The following is a 16,811-nucleotide window of genomic DNA, read 5'->3' as shown; positions in this document are numbered from 1 at the left end:
CGCATGAACATTTCCGCGACACGTGTGCGGAGTTGACGGAAATGCGCCTATGGGTACGGATACGCGCTCATGACACGGAGACGGTCGGCCGTGGTGGTGTCGCCCTCCGGCTGCCGATGAAGAAGCCCGGGTGCGGCGGTCGGCTGTAGGCGGTGTTCTGCCAGGCCGGATGCGCTCCGCGTGCGCGGCGAGGGGGGGTTCGTCGCCGACCTCCCCAAGTGACGGTCGGGCGGAGTGCATTGTCAGCGCCCGGTCGTACTCCTTTCGCATGCCCCCAACCTCTTCTCCTGCCACGCCTGTGCGCTCTCCTGCCGCGGTGAACGAGGACATCCGCGCCTTGTGGGAGCGGTCTGGCCGGCGTCTGTCGCCGGAGGATGCTGCGGAGTACGAGCGGCTGCTGGTGGAGTGGGCGGCCGCGGTCCGCGCGGATGCCGTCGAGGCGGCGTGAGCTGCGCGGCTCCGGTCGATGGTCAGTGCCGCCGTTTACGATCCGGCCGTGGCGGAACCGAGTGACGAACTGATCGAAGGCGCGTGCTTCTCTGGCCGCGCAGGGAGCGAGCCGTACACCGAGGCGAAAGCCATCGATGCGGGGCGAAACCAGTGCGCCACACTTATGGACGGGGATGAAAAGGCTGATTGGCTCGCGGCGCAGCGGTCCGGGAGCGACTCCCGGCCGTTGACGGACGCGCAAGGGAAGCAGTTGAATGCCGCGCTGCGGGAGACTCTCTGCCCTGAGTGACAACCCCGCCGACCCGCCGGTCGCTATCGATCAGTGACGGCCGCACCCCGCAGTGAGTGGCCCCGCCGACGGGGGACGCAGCGAGGCAACGGCCAGTGTGGCAGGTGCCGTCGCCAGTGCGGGCGGTATCAGCGGTCCTCGGCCGGCCAGGCTTTCAGCACCCGCCCGCCCTCCGCTTCGTCGGTGAGCGTGGTGCGGGGGCCGTCCCTGCCGCCGCGCTCGCCGATCCACCGCGTGTACTTCCTCTCGGCCGTCGCCCGGTCGGGCCACCAGCCGCGCATGACGGGCCTGACCCACACGCACGGCCACCAGATGCCGGGTACCGAGGAACACCCGCTCCGGCCACACCCGCTCCCGCCGCCACTCCTCGACCCGGACTGACACTGGCCCAAAACAAGGCTTGGAGCAGATCGGTTCGGCGCGCACCACACACCACCCCTCGTCCGGCCATCGCATCGCATGGAGGACGATGGCGTTGTCGCGAACGCGCAGCAGGCCGAGACGTTCACGGTTGTGCGGGCCTCCCGGTCGGCGACAGCAGCGGTGTGCCGGTCTTCCAGTGCCGCGAGGCGGCGGGACTTGCAGAACCACTCACCCTTGGACGGTAGCCGCCCGCCGCCCCCTTGGTGTCCTTCTCCCCGAGCGGGAGGGACAGCCGGTGCCGCAACGTCCTGATCCCGGCATCCAGCTTCTGGATATGCGCGACCTTGCAATGCCGGCCACAGCTCCCGTAGACCACCCATCACATCACCCCCGCCCAGGCCGGACATCCGTCACCCAACCCAACGAGCCGAAGCAGCCAAGGTCGCCCATTCGACCCCAGAACCCCCGTTCCCACCCCCAGCACACCGGCCGCCGGCGCGGTGAACAGAGGGCGCAGCCGGCCGGTGCGGCGTCTGCGGGGGGATCGGTGATGCGGGTGAGCCACGGTTTCGCGCCTTCCGGCCGGGGGCGGGTTACGTGACGTCAGTCACCACCGGACGCCGAAAAGTTGCCGTGTCTGCGCCGGAACATGCAGCGGCAGGTACGGCCCGGTCCTCGCCCGGGGTCGCGACGGTGGATTCACTCGTTTGCCGCTCCTCGGTGGCGGGGCGCGACGGGAGCCCGGACGCTGATCGCGTACGTGCCGAATCGCAGGGGTGGGCATAGCCTGATGGGGGTGACACCGTGTCGGACGCAGGTGCACCGGTCCCCGCGTCCATGAAGGACGACGGTCTGGACGCGGCGCTCCTCGACAGACTGTTCACCCAGTCCGTGGTGGGTCTTCATGTACTCGATCCGCAGCTGCGTGTGGTACGGATCAGCTCTCTGGCCGGTGCCGACCTCGCCGAGCAGGTGATCGGGCGTCACTTCACCGATGCGTACCATCTCGACCGGCCGAGCTCCACCGGGAAGCTGCTGCAACGCGTGCTGGACACGGGTGAGCCGGTGCACGATCGGCTGGTCCACGGCCGTATCAAGAGCGCGCCGGGTCCGAACCGCAGCTATACGGTCACCGTCTTCCGGCTGAACGACAAAAAGGGGCAGATCCTCGGGCTGCTCGCCGCCGTCGTCGATGTCACCGAACGCGAAAAGGCTCGCACCCGTGCGATGTACCGGGCCAGGTTGCTCAAGGGCGTGGGTCGGTCGCTCGATGTGGCGACCACCTGCCAGGCGCTCGTCGAGGCCGCTGTGCCGGGGTTCGCCGACTTCGCCGTGGTCGAGGTGGTGGACGATGTGCTGCGCGGTGCGGATCCTCCCATGGGCCCGCTGGGGCCGGACGTCCCGCTGCGCCGGGCCGCCCTTCGCGGTATCAGCCGGTCCGCCCTTCACGGTGTCAAGGGCGTCGGCGACCAGGTAGGGCTCGTCGGTGACACGCGCCTGCTGCCCGCCCATACCCCGTTCGCCCTGGCAGTGTCGGACCTGCAGCCCCGGACTGTCGCACTCGACGCGGACACCCCGTGGCTCGCCGCGGACCCGCAGACCGCCCGGGTGATCCAGGCGCTCGAGGCCCATTCGCTGATGGTGGTCCCGCTGAAGCTGCACAGCGCGATCCTCGGGCTGGTGAGCCTGTACCGGTGCCCGGGATCGGATCCGTACGACGAGAACGACATCACGCTTGCGCAGTCCGCGGCCGTCCATGTCGCCCTGAGTATCGACAACGCGCGCCGGTACGAGCGCGACCATGTGATCGCGTCGACGGTCCAGCGCAGGCTGCTTCCGCAGGGCGACAGTGCCCGGGTCGCCGTCGACACCGCGCATGTCCTGCTGCCCGGGCGCAACAGCGGATGCTGGTTCGACACCATCGGCCTGTCCGGCGCCCGCACCGCGCTGGTCGTCGGCAACGTCGCCGGCCACGGACTCCAGACGGCCATCATCATGGGGCAGTTGCGTACGGTCATCCAGGCTCTGGCCGGCCTCGATCTCGAGCCGGACGAGGTCCTGGCCCGGCTGAACGACACAGCGGACCGCCTGGCCGACGAACGCGCCGCACTGCCGCCGGGCGACTCGCTGCAACGGGAGTTACTCAAAGCGTCCTGCATCTATGCGGTCTACGACCCGTTCACCCGCACCTGTACGGTCGCCCGCGCGGGGCATCCCGCGCCGATCGTCATCGCACCCGACGGCAGCGCGCCCGCCGTCGACGTACCCGAGGGGCCTGCGCTCTTCGCCGCCGACAGCGCCCCGTTCGCCACCGCCACCCTCGAACTCGACAAGGGCAGCATCCTGGCGTTCGCCACCGGCGCCCTGCTGCCGGACGACGCGTCCGCCACCCGGATGCGGAACGCGCTCGCGCGCCCCGACCGCACTCTGCAGGAGCTGTGCGACGGCGTCGTCTACACCCTGCCGGCCGACAGTGTCCCCGACGGTGCGGCCATCCTCCTCGCGCGTACCGGCATCGTGCCGCCCGACCGCGTCGCCACGTGGGAACTGGCCCACGACCGGACGACTCCCGCCGTCGCGCGTACCCTCGTGCGCGACCGGCTCGACGGCTGGGAGCTCGACGACGAGACGGCCCAGGCGACCGAGCTGATCGTGAGCGAGCTGGTGACCAACGCCGTCCGCTACGGCACCCCACCCCTGCAACTGCGGCTCATCCTGGACCGTTTCCTGACCTGCGAGGTCCACGACAGCAGCCCGGTGGCACCGCATCTGCGCCATGCCCGGACCGTCGACGAGGGCGGGCGCGGGCTGTTCATCGTCTCCCAGCTCGCCACCCAATGGGGCACCCGGTACGGCCGGACCGGCAAGGCGCTCTGGGCCGAACAAGAGATCGCGCGCCCCGAATGACGTGGGCACCCTCCGGGCACCCCGGTCCGCAGGGCGACGGAGCACAAGGGAATGGGCACGCACACGTCCCACGGAGAACCGCATGCGAGCCGCGCGGTGCCGCACCCGCTGCGGACCCTGGCCTTCGTCGTCGTCGCCCTGTGCACGCCGGTGATGGCCGTGACCGCCACGGCTCGCAGCACCGTGCTGCCCCCCGTCCGAGCTGCCCGCCGCTCTGGAGCCCGCATCGACACGGCGGTCCCTCACCGAGATCGACCGGACCACTGAGCGCATCATGTTCAGCCCGGACACGGAGACACCGCTGCTGCCCACGCCGGCCGGGCGCCGCGAGCGGCAGGGCGAGGACGAGGACCTGTACAACTACCCGGCCCATGGACCGGTACCTCTGAGTCAGGCGGCGCACCACGGCCGGGGGCCGGGGTGCGCCGCGGGCGAATGGGGCGGGGCCCCGCTCCCGGGTCAGGGAGCGGGGGTCAGAGGGTCAGGACAGGTGGGTGCAGGGGGTCAACGACGACCGTCGTGGCCCCAACCGTCGTGATCGCGGTTCTTGTGGTCGCGGTTCTTGTGGTCGCGGTTCTTGTGGTCGCGGTCCTTGTGATCGCAGTCCTTGTGGTTGCGGTTCTTGTGGTCGCGGTCCTTGTGGCCCCAACCATCGTGGTCGCGGTTCTTGTGGTTGCGGTTCTTGTGGTCGCGGTCCTTGTGGTCGCGGTCCTTGTGGTCGCGGTCCTTGTGGTCGCGGTTCTTGTGGTCGCGGTCCTTGTGGTCGCGGTCCTTGTGGCCCCAACCATCGTGATCGCGATTCTCGTGACGGCGGTTGTCGTCGTCACGTCCGTGGCCCCACCACCCGTCGTAGCTGCGGTTGGTGCCGTTGTCGGATCCGGGCCTGTTGTACTGGATGTCGCCCAGGTAGACGCCGGAATACGAGCTCGGCCGGCCATAACCGCGGTCGTTGTCGTCGGCGGCGGCCGGGAGAGCGGCGGCGCCCACCAGCGCGCCGGCAACAATAACGGCAGCAGCGAACCGCCGTGCGGAACGGGACATGAAAACCCCTCAAGTGCAGGCCCGGACCGTGCGGCCCGAGCGTTGATCGGTCCCGGCGTGATGCCGAGAGCGCACACTTTGTACTGATTGCCCGATTTACGACAGGCGCCTCATTGCGTGTTACGAAATGCAGACATTTCCGTCACACACGCGTGCATTTGGCACGTATTCAACTACCCGGGTACCTGTCAATCGCTGGCCACTGCACCCACCCGTTCGATACCGGCACACCCGGCACAGCGCGCGCCACGTCAACCCGCGTGCGCCACGGCTCACCCTTGCGAGACCGGCGCGGAATTCTGTAACAGTCGCTGCTCGCCCAACCTCGAACAGGCTTTCTGCTACCCGGAGAAAAAAGAAAGGGGGTTCTACCTCCCCGCCGGAGGCCGCCGATTCATTGCGCGGCGGACGCAACGGTGGTTCAGTGGGAGCTGAAGTTATGAATCGGGGTTCAGAGCATCATGGCCTACCGCCCCACCGCCCGTACCGAGGCAACTCGGCTCGCGCATCGCCAGCGGCTGCTGGACGCCGCGCGGCAACTGCTGTCCGAGGGCGGATACGCCGCGGCCAGCATCTCCGCGCTCGCCGAGCGCGCCCAGGTCGCCACCGGCAGCGTCTACAACCACTTCGCCTCCAAGCAGGAGTTGCTGGCCGCGGTATTCCGGCATGTCGCCGGCCATGAGCTCACCGCGGTACAGGAAGCCGTGGCCGCGAAGAGCGGGGCGTCCGAGCAATTGCGCGCCCTGGTCGAGGTGTTCGCGTTCCGGGCACTGCGCACGCCCCGTACGGCCTGGGCGCTGCTCGCCGAGCCCGTCGATCCGCTGGTCGAGGCGGAACGACTGACCTATCGGCGCGGCTATCACGCCCTCGCCGAGACGGTCATCACGGCCGGGATCGAGGCGGGTGAGCTGCCCGCACAGAACGCCCGGCTGTCTGCAGCCGCCGTGATCGGAGCGATCAGCGAGGCGCTGCTCGGCCCGCTGTCCCCGGTGGGCGAGCGGACCGACCCGGAGCCGGTCGTGGCAGGTATCGCCACCCTCTGCCTCAGAGCCGTGGGAGCGGTCGGCACCTGACCCGCTCCCCCGCACCGCACCGTCACTCCCCAGCACCGGCCGACCAGACAGCCGACGTCAGACAGGAACTCCCGAGATGACCGTCACCGCATCCCCGACCGGCCTCCGGCCGGAGGCTCCCGCACCGCACCCCACCCATGAGGTCACCAATCAGGCGCCGCCCCGGACCGGCCTCGACGAGTACGGCACCAATCTGCCGCTCGCCGAGGCCGTCCGGACGTTCGGCGCAGCGTGGCACGAGCCGGAACTCCACGAGATCGGCAGCCTGGTCGGCTCCGCGAAGTTCCAGACCGATGCGGAGCTCGCCCACACCTCCCCTCCCGTGCTGCGCACCCACGACCGGTACGGCAACCGCGTCGACGAGGTCGACTTCCACCCGGCGTACCACGAGATCATCGGCGCGGCCGTGCGTCATGGCGCACATACCGCGGCGTGGGCCGACCCGAAGCCGGGCGCCGCGGTGGCCCGGGCGGCGTCGTTCATGCTGTTCGCCCAGGTCGAGCCGGGCCACGCCTGCCCGATGTCCATGTCGCACGCCGTGGTCCCGGTCCTGCAGCGCGACCCCGAAGTGGGCCAGGACTGGCTGCCGGGGCTGCTCAGCCGCTCCTACGACCCGCGGCTGATCGCCCCGGGCGGCAAGTCGGGGCTGACGTTCGGGATGGGGATGACGGAGAAGCAGGGCGGCTCCGACGTCCGCGCCAACACCACGCGCGCGGTCCCGGTCGCCTCCGACCCCGATGGCCGGGCCCATCTGCTGACCGGTCACAAGTGGTTCTTCTCGGCCCCGCAGTCGGATGCCTTCCTGGTTCTGGCCCAGGCCGCGGCCGGGCTGACCTGCTTCCTCGTACCGCGTGTGCTGGCCGACGGCACCCGCAACACCGTCCGTATCCAGCGGCTGAAGAACAAGCTCGGCAACAAGTCGAACGCCTCCTCCGAGGTGGAGTTCGACTCCACGTGGGCGGTGCGGGTCGGTGAGCCGGGGCGTGGCGTTCCCACCATCATCGAGATGGTCAACCACACCCGGCTGGACTGTGTCCTGGGCACCACCGCGGGCATGCGCCAGTCGGTCTCCGAGTCGATCTGGCATGCGGAGCACCGCAGCGCCTTCGGCGCCCGGCTGGTCGACCAGCCGGCCATGACTGCGGTACTCGCCGATCTGGCCCTGGAGACGGAGGCCGCGACCTGGACCTCACTGCGCCTCGCCCAGGCGTACGAGACGGGCGGCGGCGAGTCCGAGGCCATGTTCCGCCGACTGGCCACGGCAGTTGCCAAGTACTGGATCTGCAAGCGCGGCCCGCACCACGCCTACGAGGCGCTGGAGTGCCTGGGCGGCAACGGCTACACCGAGGACTGGCCACTGGCCCGCCGCTACCGCGAACAGCCGGTGATGGCCGTATGGGAGGGCTCCGGCAACGTCATCGCCCTCGATGTGCTGCGCGGCATCGCCAGGACCCCGCAGTCGCTGGACGCCTTCTGGGCCGAGCTGGAGACCACCGCCGGTGCCAGTGCCGTACTCGACACGCATGTGCGTCGAGTACGTCGCGAGCTGGCTGAGGACCTGCGCGATCCCCTTGCCGCACAGACGCGCGCCCGGGCGACGGTCGAGGCCATGGCGCTGGCCCTGCAGTCCTCGCTGATGCTGCGGCACGCTCCGGCGTCCATGGCCGAGGCGTTCGTCGCCGCCCGCCTGGGCGAGGACCGCGGCCACCAGTACGGCATCCTGCCGCGGGGCACGGATGCCGCCGCGATCGTGGAACGGCACTTCGGCGGACGCTAGGGGCAGTCCGGCAGGCCGAGCCGGGCCGTCGGCCGGGCACCAACCCGAGCGTGTCCGGCGGACATGCGTGGAGTTGGTGCCCATCGCTGATCTCCGCAGGGAATCGCGGACTGCAGGCCGAGCGGGAAGCGGAGTGGGCCGCGGCCCGGGAGCGGCTCGGCCCGTCGGGGAACGGACCCTCAGTGATACGGCATCGGCGTCCGCGCGGTCACCGGCCGACGGTGCGTCCAGCCGAGCAGGACGACCGAGCACACCGCAGCGAACGCGCACCAGGTGGAGATGAACTCCAGCCGCCACAGCGTCGCGCAGATCGCGGCCCCGACGGCGACGAGGAAGCCGAGGAGCCGCAGCAGACGGTCAGCGGCGAGCAGCAGGGAGCCGACCGTGGCCACGAGGTAGCCCGCGACGAGCAGTTCGGCGTGCGGAAGGTCGAGGACGTAGCCGAGGGTGTGACCGCGGATCTCTGCGGTCACGGGACGGGTGGCCAGACGGTACGCGAGGGAGGCGGCGGTCGCGGCGCCGGCCAGGACGGGTAACAGCAGTCGGCGCCGGGCCTGCGGCGGCGCGGCGCTCAGCACGGCCGACGGCACCCAGAGCGCCAGCAGTGGAAGAGCGATGACGGCCCAGGCCACCGTGGCGGGGCCGGTGCCGCCACCGGAGCGCCAGATGAACGACTCGATGGTCTGATGGGCGCCGAGAAGCAGCGGCAAGGCCGCGAGCGGCAGATCGCGGAACCGGCGGGTGCGCGCGACGCAGACCACTCCGATCGCGGCGATGCCGGAACCGACAACCAGATCGGCAGTCGCACTCCAGCACATGAAGTCACCCCGGCCCCGAAGTTGTGCGAGTCGATCTCTGACGCGGGCAACGCTAGGGCCTCCTCACGGGACATGACCGGCGCCCCGCCCAACACCTCCCTCCGGCACATCACCGCCCGCTGGGTGGGCTCGTGGTCGTCAGCGCAGGTCACGGGGGACGACTCCACCGTCTACGTCCTCACCGCCGACGACACACTGCGCGCCGTCGACCGGAAGAGCCGGCGGATCCGCTGGACCGAACGGGCTTCCTGCGCCCTGTCTGTCGGCACATCTGGCCGGGCAACGGCGGGCAGCGGTCATCCGGCCGTCTCCACCTCTGATGGGGACCGTCGCGTCGCTGCCGGTGTTCCGACGCCGGGAGCCATCACCTACGGCTGACCGTACGGGTGTCGGCGAGCGTCCGCCGGTGCGGTCGCGCGCCGGCTCGCGCTTGTTCGTACCAACTCATTGACCGCCGTATGCCGTAGGACGTGGGCGAGGACGCCGCAACCTTCCTCGGCAGCTCCTCGTCGCTGGTCCGCACGGTCGACGGCGGCGGCGCGAGACCGGCGGACGACAAGGTCTTCCAGCACAACGGCGCCGGCACCCTGATCATCAAGAACTTCCAGGTCGAGGACTTCGGCAAGCTGTACCGCTCGTGCGGCAACTGCTCCACGATGTACGGCCGGCACGTCCAGGTGCAGAACGTCCGGGTCACCTCGCCAGGTGACAGCATCGTGGGCATCAACACCAACTACGGTGACACGGCCCGGTTCTCCGGCATCACGATCTACGACTACGCCGATGCCGATATCGACAATCTGCACCAGGTACAAGGGTGTGACGAGCGGCGAGCCCACCAAGATCGGTACCGGGGCGGATGGCACCAACTGCATCTACTCCCCCTCGGACATCACCTACGTCGACTGACGCAACGAGGTCCGGAACACCGAGAAGAGGCCCGCCCCGGCAGCCGGGGCGGGCCTCTTCCTTCACCGGCACCGGCCGTGACCACGACCGGCTCGGACGCTTACGGTTCCGTCGCCGACAGCTCACACGGACTTCGGTCGCGGGCGGTGGATCGCTCCGGCGGTGTCGGCGAGGGGAGCGCCGGTGCCGCCCCAGCGCAGTGCGACGATCTCCGCCGCGATCGAGACGGCCACCTCCTCGGGGGTGCGGGCGCCGAGATCGAGGCCGATGGGCGAGCGCAGTCTCGCCAGTTCCGTCTCGCCCAGGCCGGTCTCCCGCAGCCGCGCCAGACGGTCCTCGTGAGTACGGCGACTGCCCATGACGCCGATGTACGCGGCCGGGGAGCGCAGGGCCACCTCCAACAAAGGGACGTCGAACTTCGGGTCGTGCGTGAGCACACACATGACGGTCCGCTCGTCGGTGTCCGTGGAACGCAGATAGCGGTGCGGCCAGTCGACGACCACCTCCGCACCGTCCGGGAACCGCCGGGGGTCGGCGAAGGCCGGGCGTGCGTCGCAGACGGTGACCCGGTAGCCGAGGAACGCACCGATCCGGGCGACCGCGGCGGCGAAGTCGATCGCACCGAAGACGAGCATGCGCGGGGGCGGGGCGAACGAGTGCAGGAACACGGTGACGTCGTCCTCACGGCGCTCGCCGCGCGGACCGTAGTGGCGCAGGCCTGTTGCCCCTTGGGCCAGCTCGCCCCGTGCGTCGGCGGTGACAGCCGCGTCGAGGCCGCTGGTTCCGAGCGAACCGGACACGGTGTCCGGCCATACCGCGAGCGCGGCGCCGCGCGGGGCGGGGCCGTCGGTCACGGTGGCCACCACCACCGGACGGTGTTCGGCGACCGACGCGGCGACCTCGCCGAACGCGGGGTCGGTCGCGGCCGAGACGGGGCGTACGAGGAGGGTGATCTCTCCGCCGCAGGTGAGCCCGACGGCGAACGCGTCCTCGTCGCTGTAGCCGAAGGTCCGCAGTTGGGCCCGGCCGGTCTCGACAACCTCCGTGGCCAGGTCGAAGACGGCTCCTTCGACACAGCCACCGGAGACGCTGCCCACGACTTCGTCACCGGGGCCCACCGCCATTGCCGCGCCGGGGCCGCGGGGCGCGCTGCGGGTGACGTGGACGACGGTGGCGAGCCCGAACGGCTCTCCGGAGGCGTACCAGCGGCTCAGCGCCGGAAGGATCTCACGCATGACGAGCACCGCCCACAGCTGCCTCGCCGCCGACACCTGCCGTGGGCGGTGTCCGGAAAGCCTGCAGGCCGTGTCCCTCGACGAAGGCGTCCACGGATGTGCCGTCGGCCGTGAGGCCGCACGCCTTGCGGCCTACGGCTTCAGCTCGTCACATCCGTCCAGGCGTACGGCTTGCCCAGGGGCCCCTTCGTGGGTCCGGCGCCCACCGCCTCCATTTCGCGGTCGGCCGCTCTCATCAGCTGGCCCGCGACATCCTTCATGGCACGGCTCGCCGCCAGTTCGTCACCGATGGTGGGGATGTCCACGTCCTGCGGGTTGCAGCGGGCGACCCCGTGCCCCATGAGCATCTCGGAACCGGTGTCCAGCACGGCTTCGGCCTTGGTCGTACCGTTCTCCTCGGAGAGATCGAGGTGGACATTCCACTCCAGCGTGCGTGTCATCGCGCACCTCCCTCACCCGCGTCCGGCCGCACTGCGCCGCCACGACGCGGTCCTGTTCTCTCAGGATCCACCCAGCAGGGCCGGTTCGCGCGCTCCGGGCGGGTGCCACCCCGAGACCCTGCGGGATCCGTGACCGGTGGCTCATCCTGCGGGACTTTCCGCGCCGAAATATGATGCAGAGGGCAACTGCCACGGAAGCCATCGCCGGACAGTTCCCGACCGGCGCAGTGCCCACGGGGCTGTGCGGGAGGCGTCCCGGATCCCCCCGCCACATAAGCCCTGTGTTGCGGCTCGCGAACGAATGCAGTGTGGAGCGGCCCATGAACCGGCGTCGTCCTCACCGTTCCGCGAGTGCCGAGGAGCTGCTCACCACGCTGCAGCAGCTCACCGCCCGGGCACGTCACGAGGTCCAGCTGCATCAGGCTCGGGTGGAGCTGGCCGAGGCGCTGCAGCAGGAGTTGCTTCCCGTCGGCCTGCCCTCGATCCCGGGGCTGCAGACTGCCGCCCGCTATGCACCGGCCCGCAGCGGACTGGACATCGGTGGCGACTGGTACGACGGCTTTCCACTGCCGGACGGCACACTCGGATTCGCCATCGGGGACGTACAGGGCCATGACGTCGAGGCCGCCGCGTTCATGGGGCAGATCCGGATCGGCATGCGGGCGATCGCCGCCACCACCGCGGATCCGGGCGAGATCGTCGGCCGGACGAACGATCTGCTGCTGTCCATCGACTCCACCCTCTTGGCGACCTGCACCTTCGTCCGTTTCGACCCGCACGCCGGGGAACTGTGCACGGCTCGGGCCGGACATGTGGCCGCCGTCTGGGCCACGACCGACGGACGGTCGGGCATTACGCAGGACGCGGGCGGACTGCCGCTGGGTGTCGGTGCGGCGGAGAAGTATCCGGTCACCCGGCACCCGTTGCCCGCCCCGGGGGCGTTCGTGCTTGTCACGGACGGAGTCGTCGAAGGGCCCTCGTTCCCGATCGACGAGGGGCTGGACGCGGTGGTGCGACTGGTGGCCGCCCGGGCCTCGGCGTCGGCCGAGGCGCTGGCCGACGAGGTGATGCAGACGGCGGAGCGCACCGGTCACCAGGACGACGCGGCCGTCCTGGTCCTGCGCCACAAAGGCTTCGCCGGCTCCGGGTGACGAGGGGGCCGGGCCTAGCGTGTCACGCAGCCGCGCGTCCCGGGCCGCGGTGTCTGATGAGGTCTGTGATCCGCAGCGATGAAACCAGACGTACGGCGTCAGCTGTGGTCCGCATCCTGGTCGTCGCCGCCGGCTACTACGGGGCAGGACAGATCGGTCTGCTGAGAAGGGTGACCGTCCACGGCGCCACGGTCACGCCGCTCTGGCCGTCGACGGGGATCGCCCTGGGCTGCCTGTTGTACCTCGGCATCGGCGTCTGGCCCGGCATCACCCTCGGCTCCCTGCTCAACATCGTCACACTCTCCGACACAGTCATGCTCTCCGACTGGGGCATCATGATGAGCAGTACCGCGGCGCCCGTCTGCTCGTACCTCATGCTCCGCAGATTCGGGTTCCGGATGGAGCTGGACCGGTTGCGCGACGGCGTCGTCCTGGTCTTCCTCGGCGCGATGGCCGGAATGCTGATCAGCGCGACCGCCGGCACCGTGCTCTTCGTGCTCGACGGCAAGCTGCCCGCAGGCCATTTCTGGCCGGTCTGGGCGGCGTGGTGGTCGGGGGACGCCATGGGGGTGCTCGTGGTCACCCCGCTGATGCTCGTCATGCGCAAGGCGCGGCTGCCCCGGGCCGACGACAGATGGCTGGAGGCAACCGCACTGGCGGTGGTCTCCGTCGTGGTCTCGCTGGTGGCCACGCGGAGCGAACTGTCGATGCTCTATCTGGTGTTCCCGCTGCTCATCTGGGCCGCCCTGCGCTTCCAGCTGGCGGGTAGTGCGCCCTGTGCGCTACTGGTGTCCGTCCTGGCAATCATCGCTGGAGGGGAGGCGGTGGGTCCGTTCGCCGGACACACCGTCCTCGAGGTGATGCTCAACCTGGCGGTCCTGAATGGTTCCGTGGCGCTGACCGGGCTGCTGCTGGCGGCGATCGTCACCGAGAAGATGGACATCCGGCGCCGGATCGAGCAGGCCTGTGTGGAGCTGGCCGACGTGGTGGACCATCTCGCGCCGGGCAGATCGGCGACCGCGTGGCCGTCGCGGTCCAAGGACAGACGCGACGGCTACTGACGCCAGGCGGCCAGGTCCCCGGCTCCGCCCCCGCGCACCGCTCGCCCGGCGTCACCGCGGAAAGTGGCGATCCAGGAAGTCGTTGCGGAACTTGCCCGTCGGGTCGGACCTGGCCACCAGCTTCTCGAAGTCGGCGTACTGCGGGTACAGCGTGCGCAGTGTCTCGGGTGCGGTAGTGAACACCTTGCCCCAGTGCGGGCGGGCGCCGAACGGTGCCAGTGCCTCCTCGATCGCCGCGAGCACCGGCGTGACGGCGGCGATGTCCTGCACCCAGGTGAAGTGGAAGGCCACCGCGTCGGTCCTGCTCGCGGGGCTCAGCCACAGGTCGTCGCGGGCCACGGTCCGGATCTCGCCGATCTGCAGCAGCGGGGCGATCCGGTCCCGGAGCTGGTCGAGCGCCGCGAAGGCTGCCGCGGCGTCGCTCCGTGCCACGAAGTACTCCGACTGCAGCTCGTCCCCGTTGCTCGGGGTGAACTCCAGCCGGAAGTGCGGCAGACGCTGGTGCCATGCGCCGGGAACACCCTGCTGCCGCGTGCAGTTCTCGGCCGGCATGCCCTGGATCGGGTGGCGCGGACCGTCCGCGAGCCTGGCGCCGAGCCACTCGGCCGGCGCCTCCGCCGGCCCGTCCGCACCCACCCGCTGCTTGAGCCAGACCTGGTTGACGGGGCCGCCCCGCCAGTCGGTGAAGAGGCTGACGCTGTACGCGGCCGACATCACCTCGTCGAATCCGGCCCGGTCGCCGATCCGGGCCTGCGGCAGATCCTCGTAGACCCACTGCTGCACGTCGAAGGCGGGCGCCAGGTCCAGCGTCAGCCGGGTCACCACGCCGAGGGCGCCCAGGGCGACCACCGCTCCGGGGAAGTCCGCGTCGCCCCGGGTCAGCCGCGCGGTGGTCCCGTCCGCCGTGACCATGTCCAGCGCCCGGACCGCACCGGCCAGCGAGGTGTTGCCCACGCCGGAGCCGTGCGTTCCGGTCGCGCAGGCTCCGGCCACCGAGATGTGCGGCAGCGAACCCAGGTTGTGCAGAGCGAAGCCGTTCTGGTGGAGTTCATCGGCGAACTCCCCGAAGCGCAGTCCCGCGCTGACGGTGACCGTCCCCGCCTCCCGGTCGATGTCGACGGTGCGGGGCAGTCCGGCCACCGACACAAGGTCTCCGGCCGTGTCGGCGACGGTGCTGAAGGAGTGCCGGGTGCCCAGCGCCCGCACCTTTGTGCCGGTGGCGACGATCTCCTGCAGCTCGGCCTCCGAGCCGGGAGTACGCAGCCGCCGCGCACCGAAGGTGATGTTTCCGGCCCAGTTCTTCTCCGCGGGAGTCACCGCACGTCCTCTTTCCCTCGTGGCCGGCCCTCGCCGCCTTCCTGACCAGTCTCCCAGACGCGGAAGCGACCGTACGAGGTGGTGACATGTCCGCGCACAATCCCAGCACGTAACCTCCCAAACGCCACCAGCCACCCACAAGACCCTGCGATCCGGCTCGGATCGGGACGAGGTCAAAGCGGCGGCTCGCGTTCTGAACTTCACGAGAACTCCAGCGAAAGGGCACGTGTGTGGATATCGTGCACCGAGCGAGGGCGCATCCGTCAGTCCACGGGATCGGCGGATGCGTCCCGTTTGTGGAGATGCAACTGTGACTGGGGGGTTCATGGGGCATGTCGAGCTACCCGAATCCGAAATATCAGGACCCGCGGGACCGGCGGGGGCGCCACGTCCGCGGACTGCTTCAAACCGGCCTCACAGCAAGGAACTCGAACAGCTGTGGAGTGCCCCGACCGTACAGCGCAATCGTTCTGACCACCGGCCCGGCCCGAAGAGAAGACCGGGCCGGTACCTGCCGCTCATCATCTGCGCCGATCTCCTCGGCCTGGGGATACCGGCCTGGCTCGTACTGGGCACCTACGGACAACCGCGGGCACAACTCGCCGCCTGGGTAGCCTCGTTGGCGTGGACCGGCGTCCGGGCGGTGCGTGGCCGATACGCGGACCGGCGGTCGGGGGGATTCAGTGGCGCGCTGACCGCTCCCGGGGACTGGCTGCTGCTCATCGGCGTGCTGGCCGTGCTCGCGACCGTGTTCAGGGAGCCGGTCCAGCCGGTGACCGCGGTCGTGGCGCTGGTGCCCGGCCTGCTGGTAACCGTCGCCGTGTCGACGGCGCGTCACCTCCCGTGGCCGGGACGGCGACAGCGTGCCGTGCACCGGGTACTGGTGGTCGGCGAGGCGCCGGGGGTGGACCGGGCCGTGCAGCTGCTCGGTTCCCGTACGGACCACGCCTACACCGTGGTGGCCGCCATTCCCGTCGGTACGGCGTCACTGAGCTGTGAGGCTCCGGTGCCGGGCCGGCTCGCACCCGCCCCGGCCGACGACGACGTGACGACGGTCCTGGGCGGAGCCTTCGCCCAGGACGCGGATCTGGCGCTCGTCGTGCCCGGACCGCAGCTCTCCGGGGAACGGCTGCGACGCCTGTCCTGGGGGCTGCACGACGGGGGGCTCCAGCTGTCCGTGCTGTCGGACCTCTCGGACATCGCGGCAGGCCGGGTGCGGCCGGCCTCCGCGGCCGGGCTGACGCTGCTGCACATCGTGCCGCCGCTGCGCAGGGGGCCGCAGATGGCGCTGAAGGCCGCGGTGGACCGCACCGGTGCGGCCCTCGGACTCGTGCTGCTGACACCGCTGTTGCTCCTCATCGGGGCGGCAATACGGTTCACCTCCGACGGCCCGGTGTTCCACCGCCAGATCCGTCAGGGGCAGCACAACCAGCCGTTCACCATGTGGAAGTTCCGCACGATGGTGGAGGACGCCGAAACGCACAAGGCGAAGCTGGCGACGGCGAACGAGAACGACGGTCCGATGTTCAAGATGCGCCGCGATCCCCGGGTGACCCGGATCGGCCGGTTCCTGCGCCGGACCTCGCTCGACGAGCTGCCGCAGCTGCTCAATGTGATCCGGGGCGACATGTCGCTGGTGGGCCCGCGGCCGCCCCTGCCGGAGGAGGTGTCCCGCTACGACGAGCGTGAGCTCCGGCGGCTCGCGGTCCGACCCGGGCTTACGGGCCTGTGGCAGGTCAGCGGACGTTCGGACCTGTCCTGGCAGGAGACCGTCTCGCTCGACCTGTGGTACGTCGACAACTGGTCGGTGGCCACGGACCTGGGGCTCATGGCCCGTACGCTGCGCGCCGTCACCGACGGCCGCGGGGCGTACTGAGAGCGGCAGGGAACCGGATGGGAGAAGTGAACGCCGCCCGGCCGTGCGGGGCCGGACGGGCGGCCGCCGCAGCGCGACGGCCGCCCGGTCCCGGCGGAACAACC

At 70.4% G+C, this 16,811-nt stretch carries 16 protein-coding genes and 2 pseudogenes; 11 read left to right on the top strand and 7 right to left on the bottom strand.

Annotated features, from left to right (window positions below; translation table 11 throughout):
- Positions 1 to 316 precede the first annotated feature (316 nt).
- Positions 317 to 448 (top strand): hypothetical protein, encoded by a 132-nt coding sequence (locus ACWCP8_RS24415; RefSeq protein ID WP_382838375.1) that lies wholly within the window; start codon positions 317 to 319, stop codon positions 446 to 448.
- A gap of 48 nt (positions 449 to 496) precedes the next feature.
- On the top strand, positions 497 to 739 hold the full coding sequence (locus ACWCP8_RS24410) for a hypothetical protein (protein WP_451118091.1): 243 nt from the start codon (positions 497 to 499) through the stop codon (positions 737 to 739).
- A 128-nt stretch (positions 740 to 867) separates the two neighbouring features.
- On the opposite strand, the gene ACWCP8_RS24405 is transcribed toward ACWCP8_RS24410, so the two are convergent.
- The gene (locus tag ACWCP8_RS24405) at positions 868 to 1,038 is read right to left on the bottom strand and encodes a hypothetical protein (protein WP_352267226.1); all 171 of its coding nucleotides are present in this window, start codon (positions 1,036 to 1,038) and stop codon (positions 868 to 870) included.
- 219 nt (positions 1,039 to 1,257) lie between these two features.
- Positions 1,258 to 1,457: pseudogene (locus ACWCP8_RS24400) on the bottom strand (IS200/IS605 family accessory protein TnpB-related protein); the annotation flags it as partial.
- A gap of 449 nt (positions 1,458 to 1,906) precedes the next feature.
- Here ACWCP8_RS24400 and ACWCP8_RS24395 point away from each other — a divergent pair.
- Positions 1,907 to 4,009 carry a SpoIIE family protein phosphatase gene (locus ACWCP8_RS24395; protein ID WP_451118089.1) on the top strand — a complete coding sequence of 701 codons (2,103 nt, stop codon included), beginning with the start codon at positions 1,907 to 1,909 and terminating at the stop codon, positions 4,007 to 4,009.
- A gap of 504 nt (positions 4,010 to 4,513) precedes the next feature.
- Here ACWCP8_RS24395 and ACWCP8_RS24390 read toward each other — a convergent pair.
- Positions 4,514 to 5,050: a hypothetical protein gene (locus tag ACWCP8_RS24390; protein ID WP_451118087.1), complete on the bottom strand. Its 537-nt coding sequence runs from the start codon at positions 5,048 to 5,050 to the stop codon at positions 4,514 to 4,516.
- A gap of 461 nt (positions 5,051 to 5,511) precedes the next feature.
- On the opposite strand from ACWCP8_RS24390, the gene ACWCP8_RS24385 reads away from it, so the two are divergent.
- Positions 5,512 to 6,123, top strand: a complete 612-nt coding sequence (locus ACWCP8_RS24385) for a TetR/AcrR family transcriptional regulator (protein WP_451118085.1) — start codon at positions 5,512 to 5,514, stop codon at positions 6,121 to 6,123.
- Between the two features lie 76 nt (positions 6,124 to 6,199).
- Positions 6,200 to 7,900 (top strand): acyl-CoA dehydrogenase family protein, encoded by a 1,701-nt coding sequence (locus ACWCP8_RS24380; protein WP_451118083.1) that lies wholly within the window; start codon positions 6,200 to 6,202, stop codon positions 7,898 to 7,900.
- Positions 7,901 to 8,079: 179 nt separating this feature from the next.
- Here ACWCP8_RS24380 and ACWCP8_RS24375 read toward each other — a convergent pair whose 3' ends face one another.
- Positions 8,080 to 8,718 carry a DUF6629 family protein gene (locus ACWCP8_RS24375; RefSeq protein ID WP_451118081.1) on the bottom strand — a complete coding sequence of 213 codons (639 nt, stop codon included), beginning with the start codon at positions 8,716 to 8,718 and terminating at the stop codon, positions 8,080 to 8,082.
- A gap of 72 nt (positions 8,719 to 8,790) precedes the next feature.
- On the opposite strand from ACWCP8_RS24375, the gene ACWCP8_RS24370 reads away from it, so the two are divergent.
- The 3 genes and pseudogenes from ACWCP8_RS24370 (at position 8,791) to ACWCP8_RS24360 (ending at position 9,627) form a co-directional block, all read left to right on the top strand.
- Entirely contained in the window at positions 8,791 to 9,096 is a 306-nt protein-coding gene (locus ACWCP8_RS24370) for a PQQ-binding-like beta-propeller repeat protein (protein WP_352267091.1), read from the top strand.
- Positions 9,097 to 9,188: 92 nt separating this feature from the next.
- Positions 9,189 to 9,434, top strand: a pseudogene (locus ACWCP8_RS24365) (pectate lyase); the annotation flags it as partial.
- A 67-nt stretch (positions 9,435 to 9,501) separates the two neighbouring features.
- Positions 9,502 to 9,627 (top strand): hypothetical protein, encoded by a 126-nt coding sequence (locus tag ACWCP8_RS24360; RefSeq protein WP_451118079.1) that lies wholly within the window; start codon positions 9,502 to 9,504, stop codon positions 9,625 to 9,627.
- Positions 9,628 to 9,749: 122 nt separating this feature from the next.
- Here the strand turns inward: ACWCP8_RS24360 and ACWCP8_RS24355 are convergent, their stop codons facing one another.
- The gene (locus ACWCP8_RS24355) at positions 9,750 to 10,862 is read right to left on the bottom strand and encodes an XdhC/CoxI family protein (RefSeq protein WP_352267094.1); all 1,113 of its coding nucleotides are present in this window, start codon (positions 10,860 to 10,862) and stop codon (positions 9,750 to 9,752) included.
- A 140-nt stretch (positions 10,863 to 11,002) separates the two neighbouring features.
- A complete protein-coding gene (locus tag ACWCP8_RS24350; RefSeq protein WP_352267095.1) occupies positions 11,003 to 11,302 on the bottom strand; it encodes a DUF1876 domain-containing protein in 300 nt (99 codons plus the stop codon).
- A 320-nt stretch (positions 11,303 to 11,622) separates the two neighbouring features.
- Between ACWCP8_RS24350 and ACWCP8_RS24345 the strand changes: the two genes are divergently transcribed.
- On the top strand, positions 11,623 to 12,453 hold the full coding sequence (locus tag ACWCP8_RS24345) for a PP2C family protein-serine/threonine phosphatase (protein WP_352267097.1): 831 nt from the start codon (positions 11,623 to 11,625) through the stop codon (positions 12,451 to 12,453).
- A 65-nt stretch (positions 12,454 to 12,518) separates the two neighbouring features.
- Complete coding sequence (locus ACWCP8_RS24340; RefSeq protein ID WP_451118076.1) at positions 12,519 to 13,514, top strand: MASE1 domain-containing protein; 996 nt, start codon at positions 12,519 to 12,521, stop codon at positions 13,512 to 13,514.
- A gap of 51 nt (positions 13,515 to 13,565) precedes the next feature.
- Here ACWCP8_RS24340 and ACWCP8_RS24335 read toward each other — a convergent pair whose 3' ends face one another.
- Positions 13,566 to 14,831: an FAD-binding protein gene (locus ACWCP8_RS24335; protein ID WP_352267099.1), complete on the bottom strand. Its 1,266-nt coding sequence runs from the start codon at positions 14,829 to 14,831 to the stop codon at positions 13,566 to 13,568.
- 325 nt (positions 14,832 to 15,156) lie between these two features.
- Between ACWCP8_RS24335 and ACWCP8_RS24330 the strand changes: the two genes are divergently transcribed.
- Positions 15,157 to 16,707 (top strand): sugar transferase, encoded by a 1,551-nt coding sequence (locus ACWCP8_RS24330; RefSeq protein ID WP_451118194.1) that lies wholly within the window; start codon positions 15,157 to 15,159, stop codon positions 16,705 to 16,707.
- The last annotated feature ends 104 nt before the right edge of the window (positions 16,708 to 16,811 follow it).

The organism is Streptomyces sp. NPDC002206 (assembly GCF_053593595.1).
This window is presented reverse-complemented; position numbering and strand designations above follow the sequence as displayed.

Bases quoted from the DNA above. Each gene is read 5' to 3' on its own strand.
- ACWCP8_RS24390 (WP_451118087.1), bottom strand. From the start codon at position 5,050: ATGTCCCGTTCCGCACGGCGGTTCGCTGCTGCCGTTATTGTTGCCGGC.
- ACWCP8_RS24385 (WP_451118085.1), top strand. From the start codon at position 5,512: ATGGCCTACCGCCCCACCGCCCGTACCGAGGCAACTCGGCTCGCGCAT.
- ACWCP8_RS24380 (WP_451118083.1), top strand. From the start codon at position 6,200: ATGACCGTCACCGCATCCCCGACCGGCCTCCGGCCGGAGGCTCCCGCA.
- ACWCP8_RS24375 (WP_451118081.1), bottom strand. From the start codon at position 8,718: ATGTGCTGGAGTGCGACTGCCGATCTGGTTGTCGGTTCCGGCATCGCC.
- ACWCP8_RS24370 (WP_352267091.1), top strand. From the start codon at position 8,791: ATGACCGGCGCCCCGCCCAACACCTCCCTCCGGCACATCACCGCCCGC.
- ACWCP8_RS24360 (WP_451118079.1), top strand. From the start codon at position 9,502: ATGCCGATATCGACAATCTGCACCAGGTACAAGGGTGTGACGAGCGGC.
- ACWCP8_RS24355 (WP_352267094.1), bottom strand. From the start codon at position 10,862: ATGCGTGAGATCCTTCCGGCGCTGAGCCGCTGGTACGCCTCCGGAGAG.
- ACWCP8_RS24350 (WP_352267095.1), bottom strand. From the start codon at position 11,302: ATGACACGCACGCTGGAGTGGAATGTCCACCTCGATCTCTCCGAGGAG.
- ACWCP8_RS24345 (WP_352267097.1), top strand. From the start codon at position 11,623: ATGAACCGGCGTCGTCCTCACCGTTCCGCGAGTGCCGAGGAGCTGCTC.
- ACWCP8_RS24330 (WP_451118194.1), top strand. From the start codon at position 15,157: ATGGGGCATGTCGAGCTACCCGAATCCGAAATATCAGGACCCGCGGGA.